Source organism: Actinopolymorpha pittospori (assembly GCF_014873875.1).
Classification (GTDB): domain Bacteria; phylum Actinomycetota; class Actinomycetes; order Propionibacteriales; family Actinopolymorphaceae; genus Actinopolymorpha; species Actinopolymorpha pittospori.
The window spans coordinates 1261457-1281274 of record NZ_JADBEM010000001.1; the positions used below are offsets into that span (position 1 = coordinate 1261457).

At 68.7% G+C, this 19818-nt stretch carries 17 protein-coding genes and 2 pseudogenes; 13 read left to right on the plus strand and 6 right to left on the minus strand.

Going from position 1 to position 19818, the window contains the following annotated elements; genetic code table 11:
• Positions 1–177 precede the first annotated feature (177 nt).
• The 3 genes and pseudogenes from HEB94_RS05950 (at position 178) to HEB94_RS05955 (ending at position 2725) form a co-directional block, all read left to right on the plus strand.
• On the plus strand, positions 178–1797 hold the full coding sequence (locus HEB94_RS05950) for a GMC family oxidoreductase (RefSeq protein ID WP_202896166.1): 1620 nt from the start codon (positions 178–180) through the stop codon (positions 1795–1797).
• A pseudogene (locus HEB94_RS52290) lies at positions 1794–1949 on the plus strand (SDR family NAD(P)-dependent oxidoreductase); the annotation flags it as partial. The gene HEB94_RS05950 and the pseudogene HEB94_RS52290, both read left to right, overlap by 4 nt.
• Positions 1950–2101: 152 nt before the next feature.
• Entirely contained in the window at positions 2102–2725 is a 624-nt protein-coding gene (locus tag HEB94_RS05955; protein ID WP_337918509.1) for an SDR family NAD(P)-dependent oxidoreductase, read from the plus strand.
• 61 nt (positions 2726–2786) lie between these two features.
• Here HEB94_RS05955 and HEB94_RS05960 read toward each other — a convergent pair whose 3' ends face one another.
• Positions 2787–3314 (minus strand): DUF1707 SHOCT-like domain-containing protein, encoded by a 528-nt coding sequence (locus HEB94_RS05960; RefSeq protein WP_192748978.1) that lies wholly within the window; start codon positions 3312–3314, stop codon positions 2787–2789.
• Positions 3315–3460: 146 nt separating this feature from the next.
• Here HEB94_RS05960 and HEB94_RS05965 point away from each other — a divergent pair, with 146 nt between their 5' ends.
• Together HEB94_RS05965 and HEB94_RS05970 are read left to right on the plus strand one after the other, a co-directional pair.
• The gene (locus HEB94_RS05965) at positions 3461–4720 is read left to right on the plus strand and encodes an acyltransferase family protein (protein WP_192748979.1); all 1260 of its coding nucleotides are present in this window, start codon (positions 3461–3463) and stop codon (positions 4718–4720) included.
• A gap of 40 nt (positions 4721–4760) precedes the next feature.
• The gene (locus HEB94_RS05970; protein WP_337917489.1) at positions 4761–4967 is read left to right on the plus strand and encodes a DUF397 domain-containing protein; all 207 of its coding nucleotides are present in this window, start codon (positions 4761–4763) and stop codon (positions 4965–4967) included.
• An 80-nt stretch (positions 4968–5047) separates the two neighbouring features.
• Here HEB94_RS05970 and HEB94_RS05975 read toward each other — a convergent pair whose 3' ends face one another.
• From HEB94_RS05975 to HEB94_RS05985, 3 genes are all read right to left on the minus strand, one after another.
• Positions 5048–5737, minus strand: a complete 690-nt coding sequence (locus HEB94_RS05975; RefSeq protein ID WP_192748980.1) for a maltokinase N-terminal cap-like domain-containing protein — start codon at positions 5735–5737, stop codon at positions 5048–5050.
• A gap of 98 nt (positions 5738–5835) precedes the next feature.
• Entirely contained in the window at positions 5836–6816 is a 981-nt protein-coding gene (locus HEB94_RS05980) for an LLM class flavin-dependent oxidoreductase (protein ID WP_192748981.1), read from the minus strand.
• A 5-nt stretch (positions 6817–6821) separates the two neighbouring features.
• Entirely contained in the window at positions 6822–7436 is a 615-nt protein-coding gene (locus HEB94_RS05985; RefSeq protein ID WP_192748982.1) for a TetR/AcrR family transcriptional regulator, read from the minus strand.
• Between the two features lie 295 nt (positions 7437–7731).
• Here HEB94_RS05985 and HEB94_RS05990 point away from each other — a divergent pair.
• The 3 genes and pseudogenes from HEB94_RS05990 to HEB94_RS06000 form a co-directional block, all read left to right on the plus strand.
• Positions 7732–8448, plus strand: a pseudogene (locus HEB94_RS05990) (class I SAM-dependent methyltransferase); the annotation flags it as partial.
• A 137-nt stretch (positions 8449–8585) separates the two neighbouring features.
• Positions 8586–10103: a GMC family oxidoreductase gene (locus HEB94_RS05995; protein WP_192748983.1), complete on the plus strand. Its 1518-nt coding sequence runs from the start codon at positions 8586–8588 to the stop codon at positions 10101–10103.
• A gap of 173 nt (positions 10104–10276) precedes the next feature.
• On the plus strand, positions 10277–11089 hold the full coding sequence (locus HEB94_RS06000) for a hypothetical protein (protein ID WP_192748984.1): 813 nt from the start codon (positions 10277–10279) through the stop codon (positions 11087–11089).
• Positions 11090–11208: 119 nt separating this feature from the next.
• Here the strand turns inward: HEB94_RS06000 and HEB94_RS06005 are convergent, their stop codons facing one another.
• Positions 11209–12636 carry a cellulase family glycosylhydrolase gene (locus tag HEB94_RS06005; RefSeq protein ID WP_337917490.1) on the minus strand — a complete coding sequence of 476 codons (1428 nt, stop codon included), beginning with the start codon at positions 12634–12636 and terminating at the stop codon, positions 11209–11211.
• 1060 nt (positions 12637–13696) lie between these two features.
• On the opposite strand from HEB94_RS06005, the gene HEB94_RS06010 reads away from it, so the two are divergent.
• The gene (locus HEB94_RS06010; RefSeq protein WP_192748986.1) at positions 13697–14296 is read left to right on the plus strand and encodes a LysM peptidoglycan-binding domain-containing protein; all 600 of its coding nucleotides are present in this window, start codon (positions 13697–13699) and stop codon (positions 14294–14296) included.
• A 245-nt stretch (positions 14297–14541) separates the two neighbouring features.
• Positions 14542–16410, plus strand: a complete 1869-nt coding sequence (locus HEB94_RS06015; protein ID WP_192748987.1) for an erythromycin esterase family protein — start codon at positions 14542–14544, stop codon at positions 16408–16410.
• 20 nt (positions 16411–16430) lie between these two features.
• Here HEB94_RS06015 and HEB94_RS06020 read toward each other — a convergent pair whose 3' ends face one another.
• A complete protein-coding gene (locus HEB94_RS06020) occupies positions 16431–17153 on the minus strand; it encodes an SDR family NAD(P)-dependent oxidoreductase (RefSeq protein WP_192748988.1) in 723 nt (240 codons plus the stop codon).
• A gap of 95 nt (positions 17154–17248) precedes the next feature.
• Between HEB94_RS06020 and HEB94_RS06025 the strand changes: the two genes are divergently transcribed.
• From HEB94_RS06025 to HEB94_RS06035, 3 genes are all read left to right on the plus strand, one after another.
• A complete protein-coding gene (locus HEB94_RS06025; protein ID WP_202896167.1) occupies positions 17249–17725 on the plus strand; it encodes a MarR family transcriptional regulator in 477 nt (158 codons plus the stop codon).
• Positions 17726–17758: 33 nt separating this feature from the next.
• The gene (locus tag HEB94_RS06030; RefSeq protein ID WP_192748989.1) at positions 17759–18748 is read left to right on the plus strand and encodes a phosphotransferase; all 990 of its coding nucleotides are present in this window, start codon (positions 17759–17761) and stop codon (positions 18746–18748) included.
• 141 nt (positions 18749–18889) lie between these two features.
• Positions 18890–19804 carry an SDR family oxidoreductase gene (locus HEB94_RS06035; RefSeq protein ID WP_192748990.1) on the plus strand — a complete coding sequence of 305 codons (915 nt, stop codon included), beginning with the start codon at positions 18890–18892 and terminating at the stop codon, positions 19802–19804.
• The last annotated feature ends 14 nt before the right edge of the window (positions 19805–19818 follow it).

The following is a 19818-nucleotide window of genomic DNA, read 5'->3' on the forward strand; positions in this document are numbered from 1 at the left end:
AACCGCCTAACCGCGACACTGCCGCACAACGAAGCGGCGATCACAGCACCTCTCGATCGGTTGCCCGTCCGCGCTGACAAGGCGCGGTTGTCAGCGTGTCGGTCATGCAAGGCACGCACATGGGGTGTGCGCAATCCTTGTTGGACTCATGAATCGCACGACCGTAGCGTCGTTGCCATGGGCATGTCCACGAGTGAAGGTGCCTCCGCCGCAGCCCCGCATGACCCGAATGGAACGTTCGACCACCTCATCGTGGGGGGAGGCGCCGCAGGAAGTGTGCTGGCAGCCCGCCTGAGCGAGAACCCTTCGGTTCGTGTGCTGCTGCTGGAAGCGGGGCCGGCGGACACCGATCCGCGGATCGCACCACCACACGGGCTGTTCGGAGGGCTTCTGCGCGGAGAGCTCGACTGGAGCTACGACACCGTGCCACAGAAGTGGCTCGGCGACCGCTGCGTTCCCACCTCCGCCGGCCGGGTCCTGGGCGGGGGCGGCTCCATCAACTACCAGGCCTGGTACAGGGGTCACCGGTCGGACTACGACGGCTGGGCAACGCTCGGGATGGAGGGCTGGAGCTTCGATGAGGTCCTGCCCGCCTTTCGTCGCAGCGAGGACCACGAGCTGGGAGCTTCGCCCCTGCACGGGGTCGGAGGTCCGATTCCAGTCACCACGCCCAAGGACGTCAACCCGCTGTCACTGGCGTTCATCGCTGCCGGTGTTGAATATGGCCTGCCACTCAACCGGGACTTCAACGGTGCCGAACTCGACGGCGTCGGCCCGCTCTACAGCAACGTTCGTGACGGCGAGCGATACAGCACCGCCCGCGGCTACCTCCACCCCGCCATGCGCCGCCCCAACCTGGCTGTCCGCGCCGGGGCGCTCGTGCACCGCGTCCTGCTCGACGGCACCCGAGCGACCGGCGTGGCATACACCGACGCCGCGGGCGCGCACCACGCCTACGCCCACTCGGTGATCCTGTCAGCAGGCGCGGTTCGCTCCCCGCAACTGCTCATGCTCTCCGGCATCGGCCCTGCCGACCACCTCGCCGACCAGCACATCCCTGTGGTGCAGCACCTACCAGGGGTGGGAGTCGGCCTACAGGACCACCCCTCAGCTCTGATCGGCTGGCCGGTCGTGCGCGGCGCTACGTGGCTCGACGCCTTCAGCAATGAGAACCAAGCCCTCTACACCGAACAGCGCCGAGGACCGCTGGCGTCCATCGGCCAGGCCGGGGCATTCCTGCGTTGCGGTGACGGCGCCGAAGCACCCGACGTCGAGCTCACGCCGATGCTGATCGACCTGCTCGGCAACAGTGCCCCGGGCTTCTCGTGCATGGTCACCGTCCTGACGCCGAAGGGCAGGGGCACCGTGCGGCTCGCCTCCACCGATCCAGCGGCAGCCCCACTGATCGACCCGCGCTACTACGCCGAGCCGGCGGATCGGCACCTGGTCGTCGAGGGCCTGCACCGGACCGTGGAGATCTGCGAAAGCCCGATCATGCGGGCGCTCATCGGACCTCCCTCGTTTCCCACCACCACAGACGACGCGTCACTCCTGAAGTCCGCGCGCGAGTCCACCATCTCCATCAACCATCCCGCCGGAACGTGCCGCGCGGGCGAGGACGAGGACTCCGTTGTCAACCCCGCCCTGCAGGTACACGGCATCACCGGGCTGCGGGTCATCGACGCCTCCGTCATGCCGGCCATACCTCGCGGGAACATCCATGCTCCCTCCGTCATGATCGGAGAACGCGCGGCCGACCTCATCCTCACAGCAGGTGAGGAAGAAGTTCGCCCATGACCGCCCTCACCACTCCCTACGGCTTCTCCAGCACGACCGCCGAAGTCGTGCACGGCATCGACCTCACCGGGTACCGCGCGCTTGTCACCGGTTCCTCCTCCGGGCTTGGCGCGGAGACGGCCCGGGCGCTGGCCTCGGCCGGGGCGCAGGTGGTCCTGGCCGTCCGCGATCTGGCCGCGGGCGAGCGCGTCGCCCGGGGCATCGCCGATGCGACGGGAAACATGACCTGCCCGTCACCTACCTCGACCTCGCCGACCTGGCGTCCGTCGCCGCCTTCACCACGGCCTGGCGGGGGCCGCTGGACATCCTCGTCAACAACGCCGGAGTCATGGCCTGCCCCGAGCAGTACACCGAACAAGGCTGGGAGCGGCAGTTCGTCACCAACCACCTGGGACACTTCGCCCTGGCCACCGGGCTGCACGACGCGCTCGCCGCGGCCGGTGTCGCCCGCATCGTCGCCGTCACCTCCAGCGGCCACCAGTTGTCCCCGATCGTGTGGGACGACATCCACTTCGCCTTCCGCCGCTACGACCCGTGGCTCGCCTACGGGCAGTCCAAGACCGCCAACGTCCTTTTCGCGGTGGAGGCCACCCGCCGCTGGGCCAGCGACAACATCACCGCCAACGCCGTGATGCCTGGCGCCATCTACACCAATCTCCAGCGCCACACCGACGGCGGTCGTGGCAGCGGCACCATCCCACCCGAGCTCATCAAGACGATCGAACAGGGCGCCGCCACCGCTGTCTTCGCCGCCACGTCTCCGCTGCTGAAGGGTGTCGGTGGGCGCTACTTCGCCGACTGCAACGAGGCCGAGGTCCTCGACCGCCGCGGCGCACCCCTGCAGGGTGTGGCTCGCTACGCCGTCGACCCGGACAACGCCCCGCGCCTGTGGACGCTCTCCCAGCAGATGCTCCTCGACGCCCACTGAACCGCTGCGCGCGGCGCGCTGGTCTGGCCCAACGTGGCTCCGGCCGTCACCGGCGCGGACGCTACCGGGGATGGCGGATCTTGATCGGGCTGTAGGGGCTCTCCGCGACGATGCGGAGGGTGGGTGCACCGGGGTCGGCCGGGGCATCCGCCTGGTTCTTGAACCTGATGGTGGACGCCTCCTCTACGACGACCGACCAGCCACGCGGCACCGTCAGCACGATCGCGCCATAGTCGGCGCGCGCTTCGAGCGCCACTTCGCGGTGCAGGCAGACGGCTTCGGAGAAGTCGAGCCGGATGCCGCCGGAGTGGGCGTGCGCGGTGATACGGCGCGGCACGGTCCAGCGGCCGGCCTGCCGGATGCCGCTCGGGGAGCGCAGCACCATGTGCTGCTCCTCGGCAGTCCGGCCCGCGCCCGCGAGGTCGGCGACGAGGCCGTCCAACTCGCCGTAGGTCTTCGCCGCGTGGGCCCGTTCCAGCCGCTCGTCCAGTTCCGCCAAATCGATCCGGCCCTCTCCGGCCGCGACCCGCAGCAGTTCGATGACGGCGTCACGGTCGGCGTGGGCGGCACGTGCCGTGGGATCGGTCATCTTGTCAGCGTAACGACGCGGGACGGTCCTCCGCCGCTTCCGCCAGGGCTCCTCGACACCCAATGATCCGCCCGGCATGGAATTCACCTGCCGTCACGGCGAAGCCGATGAGATGATCTGACAGCGAAGCGACGACGACGTACGGCATGCCATCCGCGGGGGGCGACGTGACGACCGAGCGCGCAGAGCCGACACCGGTGGTGGTCGCATCGACCCGCCGACCCGAGCTCGACGCCATCCGCACCCTGGTCGTGATCGGCCTGGTGTTCTTCCACGCGTCGTTGGTGTTCGACACCCGTGACGACTTCTACGTCAAGAACGCCCAGACCACCGAGCTGACCACGATCATCTCGGGACTCTGTGTGGTCTGGGCGATGCCGATCCTGTTCCTGATCGCCGGGCTCGGCGCGTGGCACTCGCTGAGACGGCGCGGCTCGGGCGGATTCGCCGTGGAGCGGCTGCTCAGGCTGGGCGTACCGCTGGTCGTCGCGACACTCACGATCATCCCGGTGCCGCAGTGGCTGCGGTTACGCACCGACCCGGACTATCACGAGTCCTACCTGAGCTTCCTGCCACGGTTCTTCGATGTCCACCTGGATCTGACCGACTTCCCGTTCGTGCTCGCGGGGGAGCATTTCGAGACCGGGCACCTGTGGTTCGTGGTGCTGTTGCTCACCTACGCACTGCTGCTCGCCTTGGCGGCCCGCTGGCTCCCCAGCGCGCCGATCGGACGGGTTCGCGAGCGGATCGCTACATCGGTGCGGCGGCGCGGGATGGTGCTCCTCCCGGCGGTGCCGGTCGCTTTGATCAGCGCGTTCGCCGGCCTCGAGGAGCCCATGGCGGGCTGGAGCCGCTGGGCGTACCTGCTGTTCTTTCTCTACGGCTTCACCCTCGCGTGCGACGAACGGTTCCGCTCGGCGTTTCGGCGTGACGCGGGGCTGGCCGCGGTGATCGGCCTGGTCCTGCTGCTGATCGGCATGCCGGCGTTCCTGATCGCCGGGGAGATGCAGGACGTCGACCCGTTCACCGCGCTGACGCCGCTGGCGATCGGAGCTCGCACGTTCTACGGCGCGACGGGATGGTGTTTCCTGGTGGCGATCACCGGGCTGCTGGACCGCCGCCGTACCCGCACCGCCGTAGTCCCGGAACGGCCGGAGGGCGAGGCACCACGGGTCAGCCGGGTCCGCCGGATCTACGTCTACCTCGTCGCGGCCGCGTTGCCGTTCTACGTCCTGCACCAGCCGATCCTCGTCGGCGTCGCCTACGAAGTGGTGCGCTGGGACGCTCCGAGCCTGCTCAAGTACGTCGTGATCGTGGCGGCCTCGATGGCGCTGACGATCGCGGCGTACGACCTGCTGGTGCGACGTGTCCGCGTGGTCCGGTTGCTGCTCGGCGTGCGCGGCTGATCCATCGAGACCAATCCCTGACGAGAGAAAGGATCATGTCGTGAGCAACGTGGAGAACGAGATGACCGCCTGGCGTAAGGCCAGTTGCTCCGGAAGCGGCGCGAACTGCGTCGAGATCGGAGCGTCGTCGACGCACGTCGGCGTGCGTGACACCAAGGACCGCGAGGCTGGGCACATCGCCGTGCCGTTCGCGCAGTGGTCGGCCTTCCTGGCCGGCGTGAAGGCGGGCGAGTTCGACCTGTCCTGACCGTCATCCAGCCACAACAAGAAACGGGCCCACCTCTCGGCGGGCCCGTTTCTTGTTGCCCCGTGGGACTTCCGATCCGGTCAGGGTGCCGTGTCGTAGAGGACGGCGAACACGCCGCGGTTCTCCTCGCCGTCCGGGCCGCGCCAGCCCGCGGCGACGTGTCCCCGGGCCGTGGTCGCGCCGGGTTCGGGGGCCTCCTGCTGGCCTGGTCGGAGAAGTCGGCTCACCCGGATGGTCAGGGGTCCCGCCGGGTCGCCACCTTGCGCGGATCCAACGGCAACATCCGTGCCGTACGACCCGCTGGTGACGGCGCTCGGCCCGGCCACGCCGGAGAGGTCGGCCCCGGAGAAGGAACGGGCGACCGTGGGGTCGGGGGTGTCGGACACGCTCTGCGCCTGCGCCTCGGCGCGGCCCTGGAAGAAGGCGAGCAACTGGGCCACGAGCACCGGGTCGTGGGTCCCGTCATAGACCCACCGCTGTCCCAGGACCCCGTGCTCGGGGGTGCCGATGAGCGCCTGCTCGGCGCCGTCGAGTGGTGCTCCGCGGTAGGTGACCGGCACGTGGTAGGAGACCGGCCGGTCCCCTGATGCGTCGGTGACCACCATGAACTCGATGCCCACCTCACCCTGCGGGTCGTCGAGTCGGAAACCGCCGACCCTGGTGAGTTCGGGCTCACGCTCCGTACGGACGTACCACGGCTGCGTGGGGAGCCAGGGCGCGAGGAGTTCCATCTTGGTGGGACTCAGGGTGGTCTTGTGGATGACAGCCATGTCTGCTGAACATCTTCCCAATCCGTGCGCTTCCCCGATGCCACCTGATCGGGTGGCAATCTTCGGTGACCAGCCCGTGACCCCCGAGACAACCTGGGTTATGCGAAGTGCGGGATCACCTTGGTGGCGAAGAGTTCCAGGTGCTCCGTGAGCTCGCGTGCCGGCACCCCTGGTGGCGCGATGCGAAGGGTGAAGGTCTCCATCGGCATCTCCGCCGTCAGCGCGGCGATCGTGTGTATCGCCTCGTCGGGCGTGAGGATCTGGATCAGTCGCAGCCTCACCAAGTCCTCCGCCGTCTCGGGGACCGGCCACATGCCGGTGCGCTCAGCATGCGCGTACCAGTAGAGGAGGCCAGGCGCGTAACGGGCGAGGGTGCGCTCCGGGTCTTCCGACACCACCAACCACGGGTGCCCGGTGCCGATGGCCCGTGCACCATCGGGGTCCTTCCCGGCGGCCGCGAGTTCGGCGCGGTAGAGGTCCCAGGTCTCCTTCTTGGCCGGCCCTGTGTAGCCATCACCCAGCCAGGCCGCACGACGTACGGCGAACCGGCTGGGGCCACCGACCCAGATCGGTGGTGTGTCCTGCACGGGCCGTGGCGTGATGCGTGCGCCATCGATTTGGAAGTGCGTGCCGTGCACGCTCATGGTCTCGCCGCGCCAGAGCCCTCGGATGATCTGTAGTGCTTCATCGGCGCGGGTCCTCTTGGTCTTCGGATCGATCCCGTAGCCGGCGAACTCCTCAGGTGCCCAGCCGAGTCCCACGCCGAGTTCGAACCGTCCGTTGGAGATGACGTCGAGTACGGCGCCGTCCTCGGCCAGCCGCACCGGATCGTAGAACGGCAGGATCGCGATGTTCGTGGCCACCCGCATGGTCTTCGTACGTGCGGCGACAGCGGTGGCGGCTACCAGCGGCGAGGGGAGGAATCCGTCGGCCGCGAAGTGGTGCTCACCGAACGCCGCGTGGGAGAAGCCCAACGACTCCGCCCACACCAGGTGGTCGATGATGTCGGCGAAGACCTCCGCCGACGGCCGGGCCTGCTCCGGCGGGTTGCGGAAGTCGGCTGAGAGTCCAAAACGCACGTCGATCACTTCCTACTGAGATCTGCGAGGGTTGCCGGGTCGCCGGGCAACGATGAACGTGCCGGCGCCTCGAGCCCGTCCAGGAACAGCTGCAGGTTGCGGTGGGTCAGGCGGCTGGTGGTCGACCAGTCCGCGCCCGCGACCGGGCGGGTGAGTTGGGCGAGCGCCATCATCAGATCGCCGAGGCTCACGTCGTCCCGCAGCCTGCTCGCCTCGTGCGCGCGGTCGACCAGGGCCTGGAGGCCGCGCACGAGCCGTTCCTTCTCGGCGCTCAGGTCGGGGTAGTCCGCGGCTCCCGCGAGGAGCGGGCACAGAACCGCTATCCGTTCGTCGGCCGCGGCATGGACGAACTGGCAGAGCGCGACGAACGGATCATCGGCCTCGGGCTCCACCGCGTCGGCGGCACGCGTCATCACCGTGAGCACGACCTCGTGTAGCAACGCGTCACGGTCGGCGAAATGCCGGTAGAGCGTGGCGTTCCCGACGCCCGCCCGCCGGGCGATCTCGTCCAAGGGCGCCTCGGCCCCGAGCTCCACGAACGACTCGCGGGCGGCCGCCAGGATCCTTGTCCGGTTGCGCAGCGCATCGGCCCGCAGCCGGCCGGTTGTGGTCCTCTTCATCCTGACCTCCTCTAACCGGGGAAATTACCCCCGGTTATGCGAGGCGTCAAGAAACTGGAGAAGGACTCCCCGTTTAGCTCAGGGTGCGAGCGGGATGGCCTGACTGGTGGCACCGACCTCGGTCAGCGACCCGTACGTGGCCACCCGTGGGTGGATCATCGTGGCGATGACAGGACGATCGCGTGCAGGCGACGGAAGGACGACGTACACGGTGAGCGTAGACCGGGACGAGATTGCCGCGGCGTTCGACGACAGGGCACCGACGTACGCCCGCGGCGACTGACACCGCCACTATGCCGAACGCCTGGTCGAGCTGGCCGGGCTCCGGTCGGGGTGGTGCGTCGTCGACGCCGGGACAGGCACCGGATTCGCGGCGGCCGCGGCAGGACGAGCAGTCGGACCCACCGGCCGCGTCGTCGGCGTGGACATCTCCCCCGACATGCTCGCGCGAGCTGCCGTGTCGATCAGTGGCTCCGAACCGGCCAATGTCCTCCTCGCGCGAGCAGACGCCACCCAGCTCCCTCTTCCCTCCGGGTCCGTCGACGCGGTGATCTGCTCAGCGGCACTGCTGTATCTGCCGGTGCCGGCGGCGCTGGAGGAGTGGCGGAGGATCCTGCGACCGGGTGGCCTCGTCGGGTTCTCGACCATGCAGCGTGACAATCCCCCTTCGGCGGCGCTGTTTCGGCGGCTGGCGGCCTCCTACGGCTTGCCGCTCGCCGATCCGAGCGCCCCGCTCGGTTCTGCCCAGCGCTGCCGCCAGGTCTTGCGTACGCACGGGTTCGAGGTCCGGTCGATCGCCTCCGAAACGGTCCGGTTCCAGGCGGCGGACGTCGAGCAGGCCTGGGCGGTTCATGCGCGCATGTACGCCGCCGACATGAGGGCGCTGTCCCAGGCCGATCGGGCCCGCCTCGAGGCGGAGTACGTCCACGCGCTGAAGGAGGGAACCCTTGGTCCAAGCGCGTCGGTCGACACGGCGGCGGTCCTGTACGCCTTCGGCGCCCCAGGCCTCTGATATCGGAGCTGACCAGCGCGACGGGGGCCAGAAGTCCCTTCCATGACGGGCCGATCGTCGTGTGGTCGACCAACTTTTGCCGTGCCTACTGTGGACGTCGCGGCACGGGGGTCCGGCGTCGAAGCGAGGGGAGTGTCTTGGCGTACGACTACATCGTGGTGGGTGCGGGTACGGCGGGGTGCGTCCTTGCTCACCGACTCTCCTCCGACCCCTCCCGAACGGTTCTGCTTCTGGAAGCGGGGGCCGCCGATGTCGTGGAGGGGATGGTCGAGTGGCGGGCCTGGCACAGTCTCCTCGGGAGCGACGTGGACTGGGCCGATCGCACCATCCCGCAACGGGCGGACGACCAACGCGTGCATCTCCTGTCACGCGGAAAGGCACTCGGCGGATCAAGCGCGATCAACGGGTCGATCCACATCCGCGGCCATCGGGCAAGCTACGACGAATGGGCCGAGGGCGGCGCCACCGGGTGGGACTACGACTCGCTGCTGGCTTGTTTCAAGCGGAGCGAGACCGCGCCCGGCCGGGACTACGACTATCGCGGCTCAGGTGGGCCCATGCTTGTGCGGCCGCCGGGTCGAAGCGGTGTGCTGCTGGACCACGTTCTTCGCGCCGTGCTGGACAGCGGGCATCCCTTCTCCGGCGACCTGAACGGTGCCGCACAGGAAGGCGTGGGCTGGAACGATTCGACGGCCATCGACGGCCGACGGCAAAGTGCCGCCGACGCGTACCTGACCCCTGTTGTCGACCGCCCCAATCTGACGGTGCGCACCGGGGCGCTCGCCCGGCGGCTGAGCATCGAGAACGGCCGCTGCACGGGTGTCGAGTACACCGCGAACGGCCGCGCGGTGCGGGAGGAAGCCACCGAGGAGGTTGTGCTCACCGCAGGGGCTTTGGGCTCTCCACAGCTCCTCATGGTGTCGGGAGTGGGGCCCGCCGTCCACCTGCGTGACGTCGGCATCGACGTACGGGTCGACCTGCCGGGCGTGGGAGCGAACCTCCACGAGCACCCCAGAGCCCCGGTGCACGTGCGAACGACCGCGTGTGTTCCCGCCCCGAACACGTTGGGGTCGACTGACCAGTTCCTGCTGCGGTTGTGCAGCGATCCCGCCAGAGTCGAGCCGGACATCGAAGTCGTGGGCCTCGACGCACCCATCCCCTCCCCGGACACCGGCGAACCGGTCACGGGGTTCTCCCTGTGGTTCGGCGTCATGAAGCCCGCCAGCAGGGGCTCGGTGCGGCTTGCCGGAAGCGACATCGACACACCGCCTGTCGTGGATCCTGGCTATCTGACCGCGCGCTCCGACCTCGACCGGATGGTCCAGAGCTTGCGTGCGGTCCGGAGGATCATCGAACAGAAGTCGTTGGCCCGCTGGGTCGAGGAGGAGATCGCCCCCGGGCCCGGCGTCGACTCCGACGAGGAATGCGCGGCCTACGTGCGCGCCTCTCTCATCCCGTTCTTCCACCAGGCCGGGACCTGCCGCATAGGCGGCGACGCCCAGGCGGTTGTCGACCCGACGCTTCGCGTCCACGGGGTGCGGGGCCTTCGCGTGGCCGACGCCTCGGTGATGCCGACCCCCGTCTCCGCCAACAACAACGCCACGGTCCTGGCCATCGCGGAGAAGGCCTCCGAGCTGCTCACCGAGCACGTGTAGCCGCGTCCGGATCCAAACACCCGGGACGGTGGCCGTGCTGGTACTAGTCTGGAACGTGCGCGAGAGGGCACCGCTGGACCGCGGAAAGGACTGAGTCCACCTCTCCACGTTCGGTTTTTGGCGTTGGGTTCTTCTCGGCTCGGACGCGGGGCGCCGGCCGGTCAGGAGAAGACATGAGCCCCCGTTCACTTCCGGCCCGCGCCAGTCTCCATCAGCTCCGCCGGCAGGCCAAGGACCTGCACCACGCAGCGGCCACCGGAGACCCGGCGGCGCTGGCGAGGTTCGCCGCGTTCGCCAAGGCGATCTCGCTCACCTCCGCCCACCTGGTCCTGGCCCGTGAGTACGGATACAGCAGTTGGGCCAGGCTGAAGGATGAGGTCGAACACCGCCGGCGCAGCGATGTCCGCGACGGCGAGACCGCGGAACCGGCCGACCGCTCCTGGCCCACGTTCGGCATCGACCCGCCCGACGACGAACTCGGCACCGTCGTCGCCGTCGAGACCGTCGCGGCGTCCTCGCCCCGAGCCACCATCGCGATCACCGACATCACGGTGCACAGCACCGGCTGCCTGATCAACCTCGAATGGGTACTGCACCGCACCGCCGAGAGCACGACCGAATGGCAGGGGATGTTCGAGGAAGTACTCGGCCACCCCTTCCACGACCTGCGGCCCGTGGAGACCCGGCCACCAGGCAACCAGCTCATCTTTGCCGCCGAGTTCTCCGACGGGCGCAGGGCCACCCTCATGCAGGAGGGGACGAGCGACGGCCACAGGCCGATGATCCTTGATCGCGGCGGAGGTGTGGGGAACCGCGTCGACGATGGCGACTGCCGTGGCAGGACCACCCTCTACCTGTGGCCCGTCCCACCGCCCGGCGAACTCCGCTTCGTCGTGGAGTGGCCGACCTTCGGCGTACCCAGGACAACCACGCTCCTCGACGCCGATGAGATTCACGCCGCGAAGGCTCGGATCAGGCGGCACTGAAAGGACGCCGGCACCGGGCGTCAGACCTGAGGTCAGACAACCCGGTGCCGGCGCACCTGGGCGATCAGTGGGCGATCAGTGGGCGATCAGTGGGCGATCAGTGCGGGATCAGTGCGGGATCAGCGCAGTCGAAGCCGCTGGTTCGGGACGACCACCTCGGGGCTCTTGAGTACGTCGCGGTTGAGGTTCCACAGGGTCTGCCAGCCGCCGGTGACGTGGTTGGCACGGGCGATCCCGTCGAGGGTGTCACCTGGCTGGACCACGTAGGTTCCGCTGCCCGTGGGCGCGGGCTTGCCTGCCGGTCGCCCGTGTGAGTTCTTCAGCAGCGGCGCCTGGTAGCCCTTCAGCATGGACAGCTTGGCCTGGTCGACGGTCTTCCAGTCGCTCTGGACGATGCCGCCGGTGTCCTCGGAGTCGGGGTTCCACGCCCAGTAGGTGTAGGAGATCCCTTCCTCCTCGAGGAAGCTGAGCAGTTTGCGCTGCCACTTTCCCTCGACGGTGTTGGGGTCGACGGAGCGGCCGCCGAACTCACCCATCAGCACCGGGGCGGTGTTGTCCATCGCGAGGTAGGCCCACTCCTTCTTCCACAGGGCGGGCATGTTGTCGGGGAAGTTCTTCGCCTTGAACCACGTCTGCTGCCACACGCTCGGCCCGTAGTCGTGCGCGGAGTAGACGAGCTTGTCGGGCTTGGACAGCCGCACCGGGTGATCCTTCGCGCCGGTCAGGTTGCCGCCCCACCAGTAGCCGTCGCTGATGCCCTCGACGACGATGAGCCAGTTCGGGTTCGCTGTCAGGACGGCGTTGCCTGCGCGTTCGGCGGCGAGGCGCCAGTCGTTGGCCTTGTTGCCGCTGCCCCAGGTGGCCGGGTCGTGCGGCTCGTTGTGCAGGTCGGCGCCGATGACGAGTGGGTTGTCACGGTAGTGGCGGGCCAGCATGGTCCAGTCCTGGATCCACTTGTTCTCGCTGAGGGTGGGGGTGTACCAGAGCTGACCCTGCCCCTTGGTGTCCGGCCGGTGCTGGTCCAACAACACCATCAGGCCACGGTCGGTGGCGCCCTTGACGATCTTGTCCATCAGCGCGAGACCGGACAGGCCCTGCAGGTCGGGGTTCCTGCCGTAGTCGATGCCGGAGGGTTTACTGCCCTCGGCGAAGAGCTGGTTGGTGTAGGGCAGGCGCAGGGTGTTGAAGCCGGTGGCGACCATCTGGTCGAGGATGGCCTGCCAGTTCTGGGTTCCGAGCCCGCTGGGAACGAAGTTGCCGGTCTCGAACCCGAACCAGTTCACGCCGGTGAGGGTCACCTGGTCGCCGCGGGCGTCGACCAACTGGGAGCCTTCCGCGTGCAGGGGACCCGGCGGCCCCGTGGTCTGGGCGGCGGTCTCGACCGGGTCGGGGCTCTCGGTGTGCACCGGATCCGCCGATGTCGAGGGGGTGGCGTCGGCCGTCGTGGACTGCTCCGGGTGGAGGGGGCCGGTGGATCCGGTGTCGGTGGCCGAGGCCTGGTTGGGTGCGCACGCGGCGACCAGGGCGGCGACCAGGAACGCGGACACCGTGGCAGGCGCCGAGATGCGCGCGAATCGGCGCGATCTCGGCTTTCGCTTCCATAGGCGTCGAGAACTATGTGAGGTTGACAATGCTCCTCCATCGGAGTCTTTCGAAAGAACCCGCATCGCTGGAAGGTTGGATGCGGACCGGTGAGATCTGCGACCGGCCCGGCGGTCCCGCGTCGCCCTGCCGCGTTGTCGTCGGCTGGTGCGACGGGATGGACGCGCCCCGCGGGTTCCGCCCGGCGCCGTTACGCAATGGCGCCAGCTGATGCCTGTTCTCAGGGTGAGAAAAGGGGCGTTTCGTCCGGGAAGTGAACCAAGGTGACGGCTTCCCTGTCGCTGCGGGAGATTCCGGATTCCGCGCGGTCAACTCGCGCCGCGGATATGGCCGGCTCCGACTGCGATAAGTGACCCCCCGACGACTTCACTGCTGGCTCCTTTGTCCTTCTCCTGGGCAGGCGCCTTTGATGCAGTGCAATTAATGCAATTGCAGGCTCGGGTGGTCGCCGTACAGAGGGACGAAGTTTCCCTCCTACGAATGCGTCGGCGCGGCTACCTCAATTGGTCGACCCCGATCCTGCCGACGGTGACGGCGATGCGACGCTTCGCGATCATCAGGGAACCCCGAGCCGAGTCGCGGGGCGTTGCCCACAAGGCGATCCAGGCATCGCTCCCCGCAGCACCCCTCGAGCGGTCGCCCGGGCGGGCAACCTTCCCGGGCAACTTCTGGGCCCTTGGGGGAAGTCCCTGCAAGATCATCTGCCGGGCGATGCGTTGCCGTCTAGCGTTGATCACACCGCCAGGGCGATGGCGTCTCATTTCCACACCTATGAAGAGGTCGGGTGTCGGAGGCCGTCCACCAGCAGATGTCGCATGACTATTCGTCTGCTGCGGCAGCCCCGACCGAGCTCGCTGACACGCTCGCCACCCGGCCACACCCGAAGGAGCCATGCCATATGAGTGAACCGCTTGACGGCGAATTCGACGAAGCAGAGAACGAAATCCAGGACAGCGACGACTTCAACGACCTGCCGATTCCGGAGGACCTGGAGGAGGAGGTCTGATGCGTACCGTCACTCAGGTCCTGGCCGCCGCCAAGGCGCAGGTGTCCAAGCCCAGCCGGGACTGGACGGGCTGGTGTCTCGCGTTCACCCGGACAGCGTGGGGCATCAAGCCCACCGGTATCCCCGACGCGAACGCCGCGTGGGCCCGGGCGAAGAAGAAGCGGACAAGCGGAACGGCGCCGGCCGGCGCCCCGATCTACTGGGCGGTGGGCCGGTTCGGTCACATCGCCATCAGCGCGGGTGACGGCAAGTGCTACTCCACCGACATTCGCCGAAAGGGCAAGGTCGACCTGGTGCCCGTCAGCGAAGTCACCAGCAGGTGGAACGCGAAGCACCGCGGCTGGTCCGAGGACTACGCGGGCACCGCGCTGCCGCTGGGCACGAGCACGCCAAGGTCCCCTGCGCCCAGGCCCGCACCCAAGCCGGCACCGAAGCCGGCGCCCAAGCCCCGGGCGCGCAGGCAGTACAGGGTTCGTCCTGGCGACACGATGGGCAAGATCGCCGCCAAGCACGGCGTCACCCTGTCGGCGCTCATCAAGGCGAACGACCTCGCCGACCCGGACGTGATCAAGGTCGGGCAGTTGCTCTATCTGCCCTGACCCGACGTCTGCCGTAGCTCGACATCAGGCAAGCAGTGCGCAGGCGGGCCCGTCACCACGACGAGCCCGCCTGTCGCATGCCGCACTGGTTCGGAGCGGATCTCCGGTACCTCCCCGGACGTAGCGTCTCGCAGCCGCCTTACCCCCTGTGGAGTAGGGACGAGAGTCCTCCCCAGGTGGATGACCCGGGCGGCACCGCGACGGCATCATCGCTGACTCCACGGCCCACTCGCTGAGGAGAACCGATGGCCAAGGCCGTCCCCCACACCCTCGTTCATGCCACCCGAACGCTCGCGTTGCTGTCCAGCGGCCTGCTCGCGGGTGCCTTCGCCTACGGTGCCGTGAACGTGGCGCCGACCTTCGAGGCCGTGCCGCTCGACGTGCGCCTGACGTTCCACTCCGCACTGATGCGGATGAACGGTCCGGTCATGCAGAGCGCGATGGCGGTGGCGTTCCTCACCACCCTGGCCCTCACCATCCAGCTCCGCGGACCACTCCGGCTGCTGGCCGGTTGCGCCGGCGCGATGACGGTGGCGACGTTCCTGGTCACGCGGTTCGGGAACGTCCCCATCCACCCCCAGATCGAGGCGTGGGCGGTCGGTACGCCTGCAGCCGACCACGCCGAGATCCTCGCCCGGTGGGGAACCTTCAACCTCATCCGCACCGGGACCGCGCTGGCGGCGTTCGTCCTCCTGCTGGTCCTCGTCGACCGCACCATCCGCCGCCCGGCACCCGCCGTCGTTCCGCACCCTGATCCACCGATCCCGATGGAGACAACCATGCGATCCGACGTACCCAGACGCTCGCTGCTGCTCACCGCGCTGGCCGGGGCGGGCGTGGCCGTCCTGGCGAAGCCCGCGTTCGCCGCCGCCCCGGCGCGTAACCGGCTCGTCCAGGCGCTGACCCGTGCGGCTGACGGCCTGTCCTCGACCGAACCCTCCGGCGACCTCGCCGACCTGCGACCGTTCGGCCGCCTCGTCGGCCACGCACCGGTGGTCGGAGTCGGTGAGGCCAGCCACGGGGCGCACGACTTCTTCACCCTCAAGCACCGGCTGATGCGCTACCTCGTACAGGAGAAGGGATTCACGACGTTCGCGCTGGAGGCGAGCTGGAGTACGGGGCTGCGCCTCAACGCGTACGTCCTGCACGGAACCGGCGACCCGCGCCAGATCATGCACGAGGACTTCCAGAGCAACTACCAGATCTGGAACACCCGCGAGTACCTCGACCTGATCGAGTGGATGCGCGACCACAACCGCCGCCACGGCACGAAGCTGCAGTTCATGGGCGACGACATCTGCTACACCGGCCGCGAACTCTTCGATGCGGTGACCAGCTACGTGCGCCGCCACCACCCGACATCCCTTGCCCGGTTCACCGACCTCTACGACGGGCTCGCACCCACGATCGGCGCCGGCGCCTGGATCGACAGCTACCGGTTGGGCCCACGAGACCAACGACAGGACGCCGCCACCCGCGCGCAGGACGCGGTTGACGAGCTCGAGCGGCTCGAACCCACGCCGGATCCGCGGGAGGCCGCCTGGGCGCTCCAGCACGCCCGGGTGATCGCGGCGGCGCTGCGCATGTGGTCGGCCGACTTCACCGATCCGCTCCAGGCGGCACAGGCGTTCGGCTACCGCGAGCAGGTGATGGCCGACAACGTGCTGTGGTGGCAACGGCGGACCGGGCACAGGATGCTGGTCTCCGGCGCGAACGGGCACATCGCGCGGAGCAGCTTCTGGGCGGGATACCCGAAGGTGCAGGGCACGTTCCTCGCCGAACGGCTCGGCGACCACTATGTCAGCGTCGGCTTGACGTTCGACCAGGGCTCCTTCCTCGCCCGGACCGACAACGACGCATCGCCCGCGGAGGTGAGTGTCGGGCCGGCGGTCGAGGGCAGCAACGAACACACCCTCGACCAGGTGCCGTTCACGGACTTCCTCCTCGACCAGCGTGCCGCTCCCCAACCCGCCCGGTCCTGGCTGGCGCAGGCGCACCCGACGCGTTCGATCGGGGAGTTCTACCCGGAGCCGGACCAGAACGTGGCACTGTCGCAGTCCTACGACGCGATCATCCACGTGTCCCGGATCTCCGCCGCACAACCACTGTCCTGACCACCAGGGACCCCCTCCCCTCACGGGCCGAGGAGACCCTCGGGGTAGGTCACTTCCGGCTGGCTCTTCGTGTGGTGCATGGCCCACAGGAGGTCGGCGAGATGGTCGGGATCGACCGTGGGCACCTCGGCGACGAGCGTTCCGGCGGCTCTGGCCCTCTCCTGTGCGGCGTGGAAGGGGGTGTGTTCGATGGCCGCGCCGACATGGAGGCTGCCGACGTAGACACCCTGCTTCGAGACCTCCTGGTGCAAGGACTGGAGGTAGTTGCGCCGAGCGGCCAGAACGGGACCGGTGCCGCTCATGTTCGCCCAGCCGTGTACGGCGCTGGCGCCCTGGGCGGTCAGGATGGCGCCGCGTCCTCGTTCGACCATGGGCGGCAGGAACTCCTGGACGAGCGCGAGCAGCGTGTAGAGGCCGAGCGGCATGGTGTCGTAGGCGTACTCGGGGGTCAGTGTGGTCGCGGAGACAAACCCACCGACGCTGGGGCCGTAGTAGAGCACGTCGGGGTCGCCCACCTGCGCGCGGATCCGCTCGGCAAGTCCGGGCACGGCACTGGGCTCGGACAGGTCGGTGGGCAGGACGTGCACGGTCGCTCCGGTCCCGGCCAGGTCGCTGGCGAGGTCCTCGAGCGGCTGCCGGCGGCGAGCCACGAGGACGACGGCGTAGCCCTCGCGGGCATAGCGGTGGGCGACGGCCCGACCGAGGCGGGGACCTGTTCCGAACACGGCGATGGACTTCGGCATGGATCCTCCAGATGGTGGGCGCAGCCCCGTGAGCACGATCAGTGGCGCTGATCGTCAGTGTCACTGACGATCAGTCTTACCACTATCATGGCTTCGTGTCACCCGACCGTGAAGCCACCCAGCCGAAGCACCAGGTGTCTCAGCACCAGGCCTCGGGGCAGCCGTCTCCGCGTCTGGGTTACCTGCTCAAGCACGCACATCTGCGATTCATCGAGGTCACCCGGGACACCCTGGCGCCGTTGGGCGTCGACAGCCGCCAGTGGGCGGCGCTGCTCTGCCTCGGCGATCAGGAGCAGCACTCCCAGGCCGAGGTCGCTCAGCTCCTGGGCGTCGACCGCACGACCATGGTCGCCCTCGTGGACGACCTGGAGGCTCGCGGGCTGGTCCGGCGCCGCCCGCACCGCGACGACCGCCGCAAGAACGTCGTCGAACTCACGGCCGCGGGCCGCGACATCGCGCGACGCGGTGCCCGACGAATCGACGACGCCGAACGACGATTCCTCGACCGACTCGACGAGCGGGACGCCCAACAGCTCAAGGACGCCTTGGCCTCCTTGCTCGAAACCGAGTAGGACCTGCCGGGCGGCAACGATAGGTTCACCACTGTGATCGGGTCCGAGGCGATCGCCGAGCAGGCGGCGGAGGCGTTTCGGCTGGGCCCGGTCCTAGCCAGTCCGGCCGCGGTCGACGAGGCATGGTCCAACCAGGTGTTCCGAGTCCTGACCCGCTCAGGGCGATACGCCGTCAAGGTGCTCACGACCACGTCCCGCGAGGCACTTAGCACCGGAGCGGCCATCGAGGCCGCCGCGGCGGCGACCGGAACGATCCCGATGCCGACGCCTGTCGCCGCCGCCGACGGCACCTTCTTCGCGGAGATCGAGACGGACCACGGGCCGAGGCTGGCGCGCTGCCACCACTGGGTCGATGGCACACCGTGCTCCGCGGCACCACCGAGTCCCGCCATCGCGAGGGAGGTGGGGCGGTCCCTCGGGATCCTGCACGCGCTCCGTCTGGACGGCGGCGACAGTTCCCGCCTGCCCCCGGTCGAGCTGGATCGTTGGCACCGTGCGGCGGCCGACGCTTCGCGCGGCGACCTTAACTGGGCGCGGCAGGTGAGCGACCTCACTCCGCTTGTCGAAGAGGTCGCCGACCAGGTCGAGCGACTACGTCAGGCGCGGCTGCTCCTTCGGTTGAGCCATGACGACCTCGACCCGAAGAACGCCGTCGTACTTCCCGACGGGCGCGTCGCCATCACCGACTGGGACTACGCCGGACCCGTCCTGCCCGACGTCGAACTCGTCGTCGCCGCGACGTCCTTCGCCGGCGGTGACGACTGCGCCGACGTCGACCTGGTACGGCACTTCGTCACCGCCTACCGGGACGCGGGTGGGGACGCGACGCCCGTCGATCCGGACCGGACCGTCGTGGAGGCCGGGAAGATCGACTGGATGCTGCGCAACATCGAAGGAGCCCTGCACCCCGTACCCGGCGACAACGCGGCGTTGCGTCACCAGACCGCGCAGGAGCTCCTCGCGTCCTTCGCCGACAGCATCGTCTGGCTGCGGACGTGGGCAACGACGATCCGCGACCTGTAGCTGGCAGCTCGAAGGAGCCTGGCCGTTGGCCCGTCCGTCTGGGCTGTCACGGGTGGCCGACGAACGCGCTTCATCGACTGCCTCAGGATGCCGCGCGTCCTCGAGCTTGAATATAAATGCACATTCATTTATGGTCGAGCTATGATCACACGTGACTTGTCAGGTCGGATCGCTGTTGTGGCCGGAGCGACAAGAGGGGCCGGGCGCGCGATCGCCATCGAGCTTGGCGCGCTGGGCGCAACGGTGTACGGCACGGGCCGGAGCACGAGAGAAGGCCGATCCGTCATGGACCGGCCGGAGACGATCGAGGAAACCGCCGAGAGAGTCCACGCGGCCGGCGGGACCGGAAACGCGGTCCGCTGCGATCACAGCAAGCCGGGTGAGGTCGCCGCCCTTGCGGAGCGGATTCGCGCTGAGTACGGACGGGTCGACATCCTGGTCAACGACATCTGGGGCGGCGACCATCTGGTCGACTGGGAGAAGAAGCTCTGGGAGCATCCCCTCGACGACACCCTCGCCGTGATCCGCAACGGGGTGGAAACCCATGTCATCACCTCGCACCACCTGCTCCCGCTGGTGTTGGAGAGCGATGCGGGCCTGATTGTCGAGGTCGGTGACGGAAAGGCCGAGGTCCCCTACCGCGGCAACATCGCCTACGACATCGTGAAGTCCACCGTCGTGAGGCTTGCCGGGTCCCTCAACGCCGAGGTGTCGGCCGGCGGTGCGATGGCGCTCAGCGTGACACCGGGGTTCCTTCGATCCGAGGCGATGCTCGAACGCATCGGGGTCACGGAACAGAACTGGCGCGAGGCCAGCGACTTCGGCGGAGGGTTCTTCTCACATTCGGAGACACCGCACCTGCTGGGACGGGGACTGGCAGCACTGGCCGCAGATCCGGGGCGCTCCCGATTCGCGGGCGCCTGCCTCGGCTCCTGGGACCTGATGCACGAGTACGGGGTCGTGGACCTGGACGGGAGTTCACCAGACTGGGGAAGCGTCGATGCCGAGGCCCGCCGGTCGATCGTCGACGACGGCTTCCCGGACGTGGGCGCCTGATGCCACGGAGCAAG